Source organism: Bacillus sp. 005/A4HT-01/001 (genome assembly GCF_004634445.1).
Classification (GTDB): Bacteria; Bacillota; Bacilli; order Bacillales; family Bacillaceae; genus Bacillus; species Bacillus altitudinis.
In genome coordinates this window covers 23,502-36,900 of record NZ_SEIZ01000009.1, presented here as the reverse complement: position 1 = coordinate 36,900, position 13,399 = coordinate 23,502, and the positions used below count along the sequence as shown (strand labels likewise).

The 13,399-nt window shown below is 40.8% G+C and carries 9 protein-coding genes; all 9 read left to right on the top strand.

The genetic code is table 11. The features are described 5' to 3' along the window. Nucleotides 1–77: 77 nt before the first annotated feature. The 9 genes from dapG to ES896_RS18550 all read left to right on the top strand — a co-directional run bounded on the left by dapG (nt 78) and on the right by ES896_RS18550 (nt 13,256). Nucleotides 78–1,292 (top strand): aspartate kinase, encoded by a 1,215-nt coding sequence (dapG, locus tag ES896_RS18590; protein ID WP_135227158.1) that lies wholly within the window; start codon nt 78–80, stop codon nt 1,290–1,292. 30 nt (nt 1,293–1,322) lie between these two features. Then, nucleotides 1,323–2,189, top strand: a complete 867-nt coding sequence (dapA, locus tag ES896_RS18585) for a 4-hydroxy-tetrahydrodipicolinate synthase (protein ID WP_008344717.1) — start codon at nt 1,323–1,325, stop codon at nt 2,187–2,189. A gap of 171 nt (nt 2,190–2,360) precedes the next feature. Next, on the top strand, nt 2,361–4,028 hold the full coding sequence (gene rnjB / locus ES896_RS18580) for a ribonuclease J2 (RefSeq protein WP_074042026.1): 1,668 nt from the start codon (nt 2,361–2,363) through the stop codon (nt 4,026–4,028). A 121-nt stretch (nt 4,029–4,149) separates the two neighbouring features. Continuing rightward, nucleotides 4,150–4,878, top strand: a complete 729-nt coding sequence (locus tag ES896_RS18575; RefSeq protein WP_008344713.1) for a ClpP family protease — start codon at nt 4,150–4,152, stop codon at nt 4,876–4,878. Continuing rightward, complete coding sequence (locus tag ES896_RS18570; protein ID WP_008344712.1) at nt 4,875–5,111, top strand: YlzJ-like family protein; 237 nt, start codon at nt 4,875–4,877, stop codon at nt 5,109–5,111. The genes ES896_RS18575 and ES896_RS18570 overlap by 4 nt, the downstream gene beginning before the upstream one ends. Nucleotides 5,112–5,221: 110 nt before the next feature. After that, nucleotides 5,222–7,597 carry an FtsK/SpoIIIE family DNA translocase gene (locus ES896_RS18565; RefSeq protein WP_035392030.1) on the top strand — a complete coding sequence of 792 codons (2,376 nt, stop codon included), beginning with the start codon at nt 5,222–5,224 and terminating at the stop codon, nt 7,595–7,597. A 164-nt stretch (nt 7,598–7,761) separates the two neighbouring features. Then, entirely contained in the window at nt 7,762–8,487 is a 726-nt protein-coding gene (locus ES896_RS18560; RefSeq protein ID WP_057079526.1) for a GntR family transcriptional regulator, read from the top strand. A 103-nt stretch (nt 8,488–8,590) separates the two neighbouring features. Then, complete coding sequence (gene bcbE, locus ES896_RS18555; protein ID WP_172793306.1) at nt 8,591–9,820, top strand: bacillibactin exporter BcbE; 1,230 nt, start codon at nt 8,591–8,593, stop codon at nt 9,818–9,820. A gap of 319 nt (nt 9,821–10,139) precedes the next feature. Continuing rightward, nucleotides 10,140–13,256, top strand: a complete 3,117-nt coding sequence (locus ES896_RS18550; RefSeq protein WP_135227157.1) for an MMPL family transporter — start codon at nt 10,140–10,142, stop codon at nt 13,254–13,256. The last annotated feature ends 143 nt before the right edge of the window (nt 13,257–13,399 follow it).

The following is a 13,399-nucleotide window of genomic DNA, read 5'->3' as shown; positions in this document are numbered from 1 at the left end:
GAGGACGAATAGAAGAGAGTTAGGCATCTTTCGCCTACTCTCTTCTGTTACGTCAGAATGAACTTGGAGTGAAAACAGTGAAAATAATTGTCCAAAAATTTGGCGGTACATCTGTCAAAGATGATCAAGGGAGAAAAAGGGCACTTGCACATATCTTATCTGCAAAAGAGAAAGGCTATAAATCGGTCGTTGTCGTGTCTGCGATGGGACGAATAGGCGATCCTTATGCGACAGATACACTTCTTGGTCTGCTTTACGGCAGTGCGCAGCATATGACAAACCGAGAAAAAGATTTACTCGTGTCTTGCGGAGAAAATATTTCAGCTGTTGTTTTTTCAAGTATGCTGAATGAAAACGGGCTAAAGGCTGTTGCGATGACTGGATCACAGGCAGGCTTTGTGACAGATAAAGAACATACAAATGCGAAAATTATTGACATGAAGTGTGAACGTCTTGAGGCGGCACTTTCAGAGCATGATGTGGTTGTCGTTGCTGGATTCCAAGGCGCTGCAAAAAATGGAGACGTGACAACAATCGGACGAGGCGGCAGTGATACGTCAGCTGCTGCGTTAGGCGCTGCATTGCAGGCAGATTTCATCGATATTTTTACAGATGTAGAAGGGGTCATGACAGCAGATCCACGTATCGTAGAAAATGCAAAACCATTGAGAGTCGTGACATACACAGAAATTTGTAACCTCGCATACCAAGGGGCAAAAGTCATTCACCCTAGAGCTGTTGAAATTGCCATGCAAGCAAAAGTACCAATGAGGGTCCGTTCAACATACTCTGATGATGAGGGCACACTCGTGACATCACACTACTCAGATAAAATGAGTCATGATGTGTACGACCGCCTGATTACGGGTATTGCACATGTCAATGATGTCACACAAATCAAAGTCCCAGCTAAAGAGGGACAGTACAGCGTACAAACAGAAGTCTTTAAAGCAATGGCAAATGCCCAAATCAGTGTCGATTTCTTCAACATTACACCGAGCGAAATCGTCTATACGGTGACAGGTGCAATGACTGAAAAAGCAACGGCGATCCTAAAAGATCTAGGCTATACGCCGATTGTCACGACAAACTGTGCAAAGGTATCAGCTGTTGGAGCAGGCATTATGGGTGTACCAGGTGTCACATCTAAAATTGTATCTGCACTATCTGAGCAAAATATTCCGATCTTACAGTCCGCTGACAGTCATACGACGATTTGGGTGTTAGTGAACGAAGAAAACATGAGAGCGGCTGTCAATGCCCTTCATGAAGTGTTTGAACTTTCAAGATAAATGTGATTGAATCATGATGAGGTGAAAAAAATGAATTTCGGAAATATCGCAACAGCTATGATTACACCTTTTGATAAAAAGGGCAACATTGATTTCCAAAAGCTATCAATTCTCATTGATTACTTGTTAAAAAACGGCAGTGACTCTTTAGTCGTTGCAGGGACAACAGGCGAATCGCCAACTTTATCGACTGAAGAAAAAGTCGCTCTTTTTCAGCAATCGGTGAAATTAGCAAATGGTCGTTGTAAAATCATTGCAGGAACAGGCAGTAATAACACAAATGCGTCTATTAAACTAACGAAAAAAGCAGAAGAAGCGGGCGTTGATGCAGTGATGCTTGTCGTACCTTACTACAACAAGCCATCACAGGAAGGCATGTATGCACACTTTAAAGCAATTGCCGAGTCTACATCTCTTCCTGTCATGCTTTACAATGTACCAGGAAGAACGGTTGCTTCATTAGCACCAGAAACAACGATTAAGCTTGCGCAAATACCGAACATTGTCGCAATCAAAGAAGCAAGCGGTGATCTAGATGCCATGACAAAAATCATTGCAGAGACACCAGAAGATTTTGACGTTTACTCTGGTGACGATAGCCTAACGCTTCCTGCGGTTGCGGTTGGTGCAAAAGGAGTCGTCTCAGTTGCTTCTCATATCGTAGGCCTAGATATGCAGCAAATGCTAAAAAGCTACGCTTCAGGACAAACAGCGAATGCGGCATTGATTCATCAAAAGCTGGTGCCGATCATGAACCAGCTATTCTCAGCGCCAAATCCAACGCCTGTCAAAACAGCTCTTCAGCTGAAAGGATTAGATGTCGGATCCGTTCGACTCCCGCTTTTACCTTTATCAGAAGAAGAGAGACTGAATTTAAGCAGCGTATTAAACAGCTGATCAAAACAAAAAAATTCGTAAGCGGTCATTCTCAGATGTCCCTGAGTATGACCGTTTTTTATACATAAACACTTTCTTAAAATGTGACTTCATCTTGTTTTCTAAAATTAGATTCAGTTATAATAGCATTAAGCGATGATGGACGGGCTTGAGACTAGGAGGATAAGAATTTTGAAAAAGAAAAATACAGAGAACGTAAGAATTATTGCACTGGGAGGCGTTGGAGAAATCGGGAAAAACTTATATGTCATTGAGATTGATTCCGACATATATGTTGTAGATGCAGGACTCATGCATCCAGAAAACGAAATGCTAGGCATTGACGTGGTCATTCCTGATATCTCTTATTTAACAGAACGAGCTGATCGGGTGAAAGCAATTTTTCTTACCCACGGACATGATGAAGCAATCGGAGGCGTATTCCATTGCTTAAGTAAATTGTCTGTACCAGTTTACGGCACGAAGCTGACCCTTGCGTTACTTCGAGAAAAGTTAAAGCAATACGGCTTCAATCAAAAAGCTGATTTGCGAGAGGTTCATGCAAAGTCAGTCATTACATTTGAAACAACAAAGGTATCATTCTTTAGAACGAATCACAGTATTCCTGATTCAGTCGGAATCAGCTTCAAAACATCTCTTGGTTCAATCGTATGCACAGGTGATTTTAAATTTGATCAAACCCCAGCGCTTAACCAAGCCTGTGACATCGGAGAGATTGCGAAAATTGGAAACAATGGCGTTTTAGCACTTCTTTCAGACAGTGCAAATGCTGAAAAACCAGGCTATACACCTTCTGAGGCGCTCGTCCAAGACGAAATCTCAAATGCGATGTACAATGCTGAAAATCGTGTGATTGTCGCTGTATCTTCATCAAATATTAACCGTGTACAGCAGATCATTAATGCCACAAACCAAAATGGCCGTAAGCTTGCAGTAGCAGGAAAAAATATGATGACAACTCTTCAGCTTGCGATCAAACTTGGTTATGTGACAGCAGACGAAGAATTATTTGTTCCAGTCCAAGAAGTGAAAAAAATGGCGAAAAACAGTGTGGTCATTCTCACAGCAGGAAGCCACGGTGAGCCTCTCGCTGCTTTAACAAAAATGGCGAAACAAAATCACAAACAGCTTCATATTGAAAAAGATGACACGGTTGTGATTGCGTCTACACCTCTTCCGGGACAAGAACTCATATATTCAAAAACGGTGGATTTCCTTACAAGAAGCGGAGCACAAGTGATTTTTGCTCAAAAACGAGTGCATGTATCTGGACATGGCTGTCAAGAAGAGTTAAAGCTCATGCTGAACTTACTGAAGCCAAAGTATTTAATTCCAGTAAACGGCGAATATCGCATGCAAAAAGCACATTCTCGTATTGCTGAAGAAGTGGGAATGAAACGAAGCGACATTTTCTTAATTGATAAAGGCGATGTTGTAGAATTTAGAGGACAAAACGTAAAGATCGGTGAAAAAGTGCATCAAGGGAACATTTTGATCGACGGTCTTGGCGTTGGTGATATCGGGAATATTGTCTTACGTGATAGACGCCTATTGTCTCAAGATGGCATCTTAATTGTGGTCATTACGCTCGATAAACAAAAGAAACAATTAATTTCTGGACCTGAGATCATCACAAGAGGATTTGTTTATGTAAGAGAATCCGAAGAGCTGATTGTGAAAGCAACAGAAATGGTCAAAGGGATTGTGACAGAGCAAACGGAAAACTCAATTGTTGAATGGTCAACACTGAAACAATCCATGCGCGATGTACTAAATCAATTCCTATATGAAAAAACAAAACGTAAGCCAATGATCATTCCAATTATTATGGAAGTGTGATGAGAAAAGCCCAAAGAGCACAAGCTCTTTGGGCTTTTTTGATGTGACATGATGAATGCGGATGGAATGTGACGATCTTGTTTATAATAGGAGGAGAGTTTTTAGGAAAGGATGGAGACAAATGGACGAACAGAATGAACAGCAGCCTGAGCGAAAACCAGAAGAAAAAGATAGCATTATGAGCAAAATACAACAGCTTGGTGAAACAGCCGTCCCGCAGTTGTCACAAGATACAAACATACATTGCCTGACTATTATTGGACAAATTGAAGGGCACATGCAGCTGCCGCCACAAAATAAAACAACCAAATACGAACATGTCATTCCACAAATCGTAGCAGTTGAACAAAACCCAAAAATTGAAGGGCTTCTGATCATTTTAAATACAGTGGGAGGCGATGTAGAAGCAGGACTAGCTATTGCAGAAATGCTCGCTTCTTTATCCAAACCGACTGTATCCATTGTGCTTGGCGGCGGTCACTCTATTGGGGTCCCAATCGCCGTATCGTGTGATTATTCTTACATTGCCGAAACAGCAACGATGACCATTCACCCTGTACGATTAACCGGTCTAGTCATCGGTGTTCCGCAAACCTTTGAATACTTAGATAAAATGCAGGAAAGAGTCATTAATTTTGTCACGAGTCACTCAAACATTACAGAAGAGAAATTTAAAGAGCTTATGTTCTCTAAAGGCAATCTGACAAGAGACATCGGGACAAATGTCGTTGGCCATGAGGCGGCTGAATACGGACTGATGCATGAAGTTGGAGGCGTTGGACAAGCGATTAAAAAGCTGAACGAGCTTATTGGCGAACGGGCTGCACAAAACGAGGGGCTGATCCAATGATTTTATATACACCTATGCCTTATGAAGCCATTTACGCTGAGGAACAAGGAGAACGCAAACTCCAGCAGGTAAACATTCAGGGCGTGCCAGTGATGGTTGAAATGAAAGAAGATGAAGCGGAAATCGTTCAAGTAATGAGTACAAATCCAATGGACTTTTTGAATCAGGAGCTTGCACCAGGTAAGCGATTGAAGTTACATTTAGGCACCAATCAAACCGACTCATATGAATGATTCTATGCTATAATAAAGGGAAAACTTACAACAAGATGCAGCCAAAACCAGGCTGCTTTCTTTCTGATCTTTTCGTAGGTTATATTTTCTTTTGTAGTAAGGTGATGAGTATGGCGAAAAAGAGAAAACGTAAAACAAGAAAAAAACAAAATAAACAGCTAAAACTGAAATACGAACTAAATGGGTTAGTCTGTATTGCCATAGCGATCATTGCCATTTTACAGCTAGGTGTAGTTGGACAAACCTTTGTACATCTATTCCGATTCTTTGCAGGTGAATGGTTTATTCTCTGCCTTATCGGATTATTTCTTTTTGGTGTGACGATCTTTTGGAAAAAACAAATTCCTGATTTACTGACAAGAAGAAAAGCAGGTTTATACTGCATCATTGCGAGTATCTTGCTTTTGTCCCATGTGAAGCTTTTTCAGCATCTTTCAGCTGCAGGCGTGATAGGTTCTCAAAGTGTAATCAGAAATACGTTTGAGTTATTCTTAATGGATATGAAAGGTGAGACAGGCTCGCCCGATTTAGGAGGCGGTATGATCGGTGCTGTATTATTTGCGGCCTCCTATTTCTTGTTTGCACAAGCAGGGTCGCAAATCATGGCCATTGTGCTAATGCTGATCGGCATTGTGCTGATCACAAACCGCTCACTGCAAGAAATGGTCAAAAAAGTGACGCTGCCTGTATCACAATTTTTGGTGAAGCAGTGGAAAGCATTTATTGAAGATATGAAAGGCATAAGGCAGGCGAAAAAGAATGCACCTGCGCAAAAAACAAGTGAAAAGAAAAAACGTTCACGCTTGCAAGAAGAGGCCGAAGAAGATCATGATCATATCTTGATCGAGGAAGAAGAGCAGGCTTCTGACAATCGTCAGCCGATTATCTCAAGTTTTGCTGATCGAGATGACATGCTCACACCGCCGGTTCAAAAAGATCAGCCGGTCAATGAGCCAAATCCTCTTCAAGAAACTGTACAAGGCACTCCGTCTCATGATACAGGGGACGAACCGAAAGAAGCTCCGCCTATGACGTTTACGGAGCTTGAAAATAAGGATTATGAGCTGCCATCGCTTGATATTTTAGCTGAGCCGCAGCATTCAGGTCAGCAAACAGATAAGAAGAATATTTATGAAAATGCAAGAAAACTTGAAAAGACCTTCCAAAGTTTTGGTGTAAAAGCAAAAGTGACACAAGTTCATTTAGGGCCGGCCGTCACAAAATATGAAGTATACCCTGATGTCGGCGTGAAGGTAAGTAAGATCGTCAACTTGAGTGATGATTTAGCCCTTGCATTAGCAGCAAAAGACATTCGAATTGAAGCGCCGATTCCTGGTAAATCCGCCATCGGAATTGAAGTGCCCAACGCAGAAATTGCGATGGTTTCTTTAAAAGAGGTTTTAGAATCGAAACAAAATGATCGCCCAAATGCCAAGCTACTCATCGGACTGGGCCGAAATATTTCTGGTGAAGCTGTGCTGGCTGAAATGAACAAAATGCCGCATTTACTTGTGGCTGGCTCGACAGGAAGCGGAAAGAGCGTATGTATCAATGGCATTATCACAAGCATTCTCATGAGAGCAAAACCTCATGAAGTAAAGATGATGATGATTGACCCGAAAATGGTTGAATTAAATGTTTATAACGGCATCCCGCATCTGTTGGCTCCAGTTGTGACTGATCCTAAGAAAGCCTCACAGGCACTTAAAAAAGTGGTTAGTGAAATGGAGCGCCGTTATGAATTGTTTTCGCATACGGGCACAAGAAATATTGAAGGGTACAATGATTACATTAAACGAATGAATCAATCAGAAGAAGCGAAGCAGCCAGAACTCCCTTATATTGTCGTCATTGTAGACGAGCTTGCTGATTTAATGATGGTTGCTTCTTCTGATGTAGAAGATTCCATTACAAGGCTTTCTCAAATGGCACGTGCTGCAGGGATTCATTTAATTATCGCCACACAGAGACCTTCGGTTGATGTCATTACTGGTGTCATTAAAGCCAATATTCCATCCCGTATTGCATTTAGCGTATCGTCACAAACCGATTCAAGGACCATTCTTGATATGGGAGGCGCAGAAAAATTGCTGGGCAGAGGGGATATGTTGTTTTTACCGGTCGGTGCGAACAAACCAGTTCGTGTACAAGGCGCCTTTTTATCAGATGAAGAAGTGGAACATGTCGTTGATCATGTCATCACGCAGCAAAAAGCACAATATCAAGAAGAAATGATCCCAAGTGAAGAAACGCAAGATCAGCTTGGGGCTGTGGACGACGACTTATATGATGAAGCAGTTGAACTGATCATTGGCATGCAGACGGCCTCTGTTTCTATGCTGCAAAGGAGGTTCCGCATCGGTTATACCCGTGCTGCACGTCTTATTGACGCAATGGAAGAGCGCGGGGTTGTCGGACCATATGAAGGCAGTAAACCGAGAGAAGTCCTCCTCTCAAAAGAACAACATGACGAGCTCTCTTCATAATTCGAAGAGAGCTTTCCTAACATGAAGTTAACGATATATTGATTATGTTAACTGGAAGTCAGACTATTTATTTATTTGCAAAAACATGATATAGTTATGTTCATCTTATCTCGGAATAGAGATTTCTCATCTTATCATTTGCATTGATTAGACGGAGGGAAAACATGTCGACCAAAACAGACAATCGCCATTTATATTTGAAAGTGATTGACCGTATTAAAGAAGATATTCAAACAGGTGTATATGCCGAAAAGGAAAAGCTCCCTTCTGAGTTTGAGCTCTCAAAGATTTTAGGCGTGAGCAGAGCGACCCTTCGTGAAGCCCTTCGTATATTAGAAGAAGAGAAGTATTTAATTAGAAGGCATGGTGTGGGAACTTTCGTCAACTCAAGACCGCTTTTTTCTACTGGCATTGAACAGCTGACAAGTGTCACAAAAATGATTGAACAGGTCAATATGACGCCAGGTACCATCTTTTTGTCCTCACAAGAAGGGGAGCCGACAGAGAATGATGTCATTCGTTTTCAGTGTGATGAATCCGAGAAGGTTTTTTCAATGGAACGCGTTCGAACAGCAGATGGACAGCCAGTCGTCTATTGTTTAGATAAAATTCCGGTCAAACATCTTCCCGCTTCTTTTACTCATGAGGAAGAATCGCTTTTTGAGCTGTTTGGCAGAGAACCGCACAGCGGAATTAAATATGCAGTGGCAGACATCGAACCGATTGGTTATCACGATCAGGTTTCACCGATACTAGAATGTGACCCAGAAACAGCCTTACTATTACTGAAACAAATGCACTATGATCAAGATGATCAGCCGGTCTTATACTCGCTCAATTATTTTCGAGCGGATAAATTCAGCTTCCATGTCATACGTAAACGATTTTAACAAAGCAGTCGCTTCCATAGGCGGTTGCTTTTTGTTTGCCCATACATAAAACCCGTGAAACATGCCACACTAATATGTAACAGTATATAGAATTGGGTGAATGATGTTGGGCGAGAAAACAGTCAGTAAAAAGAATATTATTGCATTATCATCAGTGCCTCTAATCATGACACTTGGGAACTCGATGCTAATCCCCGTATTACCAGAGATCGAAAAGAAACTCTCAATCACTTCCTTTCAAGTGTCACTCATTATTACGGTATACTCCGTTGTGGCGATTTTGTGTATTCCGATTGCCGGTTATTTATCTGACCGAATTGGGCGAAAAAAGGTGCTTTTGCCGTGCCTTTTAATCGCAGGACTTGGAGGAGCTGTGGCAGCTGTTGCCTCAACCATCATGAAAGAACCCTACATGTGGATTTTATTTGGCAGGGTCCTTCAAGGTGTTGGTTCAGCTGGGGCGGCACCTGTCGTTATGCCATTTATTGGCGATTTGTTTCACGATGATGAAGAGGTAAGTGCGGGACTTGGAGCCATTGAAACTTCTAATACAGCCGGAAAGGTACTAAGTCCTATTATTGGGGCACTGCTCGCTTCTTGGTTTTGGTTTGTACCGTTTTGGTTCATTCCATTCTTTTCAATCATCAGCTTTGTGATGGTACTGTTTATGGTTGAATCCGCAAAGAAAGAGGAAGATCCGCCTACATTTAAAGAGTTTTTAAAATCAACAAAGACGATTTTTAAGCATGAAGGACGCTGGCTTTATGCCATTTTTGCTATTGGCGGTTTTATTATGTTTCTTCTTTTTGGCGTGCTCTTTTATTTGTCAGATAACCTAGAAGCGGCGTATCAAATAACGGGTGTCAAAAAAGGCTTGCTGCTAAGCATCCCGCTCCTTTTCTTATCAATCAGCTCGTACATTGCGGGGAAAACAATCGGAAAAGAAAAGGGGAAAATGAGGATATTTCTCATCGTAGGTATGGCTCTTTTATCACTTTCGTATATATTTTTATGGTGGAATCACAGTTTTTACGTGTTGTTTGTCTGCTTAAGTATTGGAGGCGTAGGGATTGGCATTGTGCTTCCAGCACTTGATGCGTTGATAACAGAAGGTATTGAAAAAGAGCAGTGCGGAACCATTACGTCATTTTATAGCAGCATGCGGTTTATCGGTGTTGCTTTAGGACCTCCAATTTACGCATTTCTGATGGATAAAGGAGACTCCATCGTTTTTATTCTATCGACCATATGTAGTCTCATTTCATTATTTTTGGTCCTCTTTTTCATCCAGCCAGATGAAAAGGATGAAAGTGAACAATTGAAAACGGTTTAAACATAGAAAAAAGACGGTATTTTGCCATCTTTTTTCTTTTTTATAAATTGACATGTAAAATTTTGATAGTTAAACTAATGTATAGTAATATCTTTTAAATTATCCCAAATAGGAGGTGTTCAAAAACATTCATTTTCTGTCTTTGTTTTAAGGCAGAAATTGAGCTCGTGGCTGATGATGGATATGCGTTTCTTCAACACGAAAGGACAATTGAATAGGTCATCCTGCCATTAGCACGTTGAAGGAGACGAAGTCAGCACTTCAGACACGCTCAAAAACAGCAAATTGATTGATGAACTAGAAGGAGCTTGAAGCAGCTATGTTGCAAATAATTAAAGCAAGATGGATTGTATTAATGGTGTGGATGATAACAGCTGTGATTCTGTTTATTACTGCGCCCAATTTAGAGGAATTAACAAGAGAAAAAGGGCAGTTAAAGGTTCCAGAGGGGACACCAACAGCTGAGGCACTTCACTTATTGGATAAGCTTTCAGATCATAATGGGAAAAAAGATACTGGTGTGATTGTATTCTCCGAACAACATTTGTTCCCTGCCAAAGAGCAGGAATTAAAAAAGGCTTTAGCTGCACTCATGACACATGCCCCAGAACTCCACATTGACGGAATTACTTCGTATTTTCATGTAGATCGTGACATTCAAAAACAACTTTTATCAAAGGATAAAAGTACACTTCTTGTTCCATTCAAATTCGACCACTACGAAACAAAAGCTGTGAAGGTTAAAGAACGAATTGAGGAAGTTTTAAAGCCCTACAACGTTTCATATGAAATGACAGGTCAAAAATTTGTGGACTCAGATGTCATTAAAAGCTCTCAACAAGGTCTGAAGAAAACTGAACTTATCACGATGATTTTTATTTTCTTTATTTTAATAATTGTATTCAGATCGATACTGGCACCTGTTGTCCCGCTTATTACGATTGGCATTTCTTATGCTGTCAGCCGGTGTATTGTGGCTTTTCTCGTAGAATATACACCATTTCCTCTGTCTAATTTCACTCAGATTTTTATGGTAGCTATTATGTTCGGTATAGGAACGGATTATTGTATATTACTTTTAAGCCGTTTTAAAGAGGAGATTGGTCAGGGGCGTGATGTCAAAGAATCGATTATCATCACGTATCAATGTGCAGGGAAAACAGTCTTTTTCAGCGGCTTAGCTGTGTTAGTCGGCTTCTCAAGTATTGGTTTCGCAAAATTCCAATTGTACCAATCAGCCGTCAGCGTTGCCGTAGGCGTTGGCATTCTGCTCATTGCACTTGTCACAATCGTTCCCTTTTTTATGTCGGTTTTCGGAAAATCCCTTTTTTGGCCGTCTAAAAGAGAAAACATTCGTCATCCACAAAGTAAGATTTGGGAATGGGCTGGGCGCTTTTCATTTAAAAGACCGCTCATCAGCTTAGGGGTAGTTGCACTCATCACTGTTCCTCCAATTCTGATGTATGACGGCACTCTTTCTTATAATAGTTTAAATGAGATTGGGACAAAGTATGAGTCAGTGTCTGCATTTAATACGATATCTGAGCAATTTGGCTTTGGTGAAGCGCTGCCGCTGAATGTGCTTGTCGAAAGTGACAATGAGCTCGATAATCAAGAAAAGATCGTCATGATTGAAAAACTGACCCGTAAGTTAAGTGACATTGAGGAAGTAAAAGCGGTTCGCAGTGTCACTCGCCCAGTTGGAGACGGGTTAAGTCAGCTCTACGTTACCTCTCAAGCGAAAGAGCTGGGAGGAGAGCTTGGGAAAGGTCATGAGGGCATCGGGAAAATTACAGATGGCTTGACCGAAACAAACTTAGCACTTCTCAAACAAAAACCAAAAATTGAAGAATCCGCTAAAGGGATTGATCAATTGATTGATGGGACAAAAGCCATCAAAGGCGGGATCGGAGAAGTGAGGAAATCACTCATTTCTTTAGAGGATGGTGTGAGGCGCAGTAAAGAGGGCGTAGGAACCATTCGCACTGAAATCAAACAAGCGAAAAAAGAATTAGAGCAAGAATACCGCAGAAGTGAAACCATGATTCAAGACCTTGAACGAGTCGTAAGCACACTGGAAGGTCACGCAACATCAAATGAGCAACTGATGACAACGATTAAGAAAGTGAAACAATCCTATGAAAACGTATCATTTGAAGGACTTGAAAACCGGCTTCCAGAAATCAAAGATATGAATGAATATAAAGAAATCAAAAAAGTATTCAAAGACACAAAAGGAATGCTCGATCAAGCTGGAGAGCAAATGAGCGTCTATGAAGAGGAAGCATCTGCCTTTAAACAAAAGATCAAGAAAGCAGATCAAGTCATTCAAACGTTCTCAAGCAAGCAAAAAGAAATCAAACAACAAGTAAAGGCGCTGATGACAGGTCTAGATCAAATTTATGATGGTCTTGATGAAACGAATAAAGGACAAAAACAGCTCATCAAAGAAATGCCTAAAATTGAAAATGGTGCAGATCAACTGACTGATGGCCAAAAAGCCGTGAAAAAAGGGTTTAACCAGCTATCATCTAAACTCTCACTATTAACAGATGGATTAGATGAAAGTATTTCCGGACTTGAGCAAGTAAAAAGCGGCTTTACCGAGGCGGACAGCTATTTAAAACAACTTCAGGAAGCACCAGATGAAGAAGTAACGGGCTGGTTTATACCAGAAGAAGTATTGAAACGCCATGAGTTTAAGAAAATATTTAATACGTATATGTCCCCAGATCGTAAATTAACAACCTTTGAAGTGATTTTAAATGTAAATCCATACAGCAATGAAGCAATGAAAGGTGTAGCAAAAATTGAAGAAACCCTTGATCAATATTTACCTGTAAGTGGTTTGAAAAACGCCAACTACGGTGTATCTGGTATCTCCAGTTTAAATGTTGACTTAAAAGAAACGTCAGACGGTGACTTTATCAGAACGGTTATTTTCATGTTAATTGGTATCTTTATTATTTTAGTTATACTATTAAGATCAATCGTCATGCCGATATACTTAACACTGTCACTCATATTAACGTATTTTACATCCATTGGCTTAACAGAATGGATTTTCAAAACATTCTTTGGCTACGATGGTGTCAGCTGGGCTGTTCCATTTTTCAGCTTTGTGATCCTTGTGACCCTCGGCATTGATTATTCGATCTTCCTCATGGATCGTTTTAATGAATGGAAGGGAGAGCATGTTCAAGCATCCATGATATCAGCGATGAGAAATATGGGGTCGGTCATTATTTCAGCAGTTGCTATTTTAGCGGGTACTTTTGCTGCGATGCTGCCCTCGGGTGTATTATCATTAGTTGAAATTGCAACGGTCGTACTCATTGGACTTTTATTATATGCTTTTGTTGTACTACCACTCTTTATCCCGGTCATGGTTCGCATCTTTGGAAAATGGAATTGGTGGCCGTTTAGAATGAAATAACAACTTGCGTCTCTGCTTTTAGCAGAGGCGTTTTTATTTCCTATCCTTTCCTCTGATTGATATAATGACTATTAAATGGCTGTTTCACGTATATATCAGCTATGTTCTAATACATAATAAATAGGATGAACAAAGGAGGTTTC

Excerpts from the sequence above, each read along its gene's own strand:
- dapA (WP_008344717.1), top strand. The coding sequence starts at position 1,323 with ATGAATTTCGGAAATATCGCAACAGCTATGATTACACCTTTTGATAAA.
- ES896_RS18575 (WP_008344713.1), top strand. The coding sequence starts at position 4,150 with ATGGACGAACAGAATGAACAGCAGCCTGAGCGAAAACCAGAAGAAAAA.
- ES896_RS18570 (WP_008344712.1), top strand. The coding sequence starts at position 4,875 with ATGATTTTATATACACCTATGCCTTATGAAGCCATTTACGCTGAGGAA.
- ES896_RS18565 (WP_035392030.1), top strand. The coding sequence starts at position 5,222 with ATGGCGAAAAAGAGAAAACGTAAAACAAGAAAAAAACAAAATAAACAG.
- ES896_RS18560 (WP_057079526.1), top strand. The coding sequence starts at position 7,762 with ATGTCGACCAAAACAGACAATCGCCATTTATATTTGAAAGTGATTGAC.
- bcbE (WP_172793306.1), top strand. The coding sequence starts at position 8,591 with ATGTTGGGCGAGAAAACAGTCAGTAAAAAGAATATTATTGCATTATCA.
- ES896_RS18550 (WP_135227157.1), top strand. The coding sequence starts at position 10,140 with ATGTTGCAAATAATTAAAGCAAGATGGATTGTATTAATGGTGTGGATG.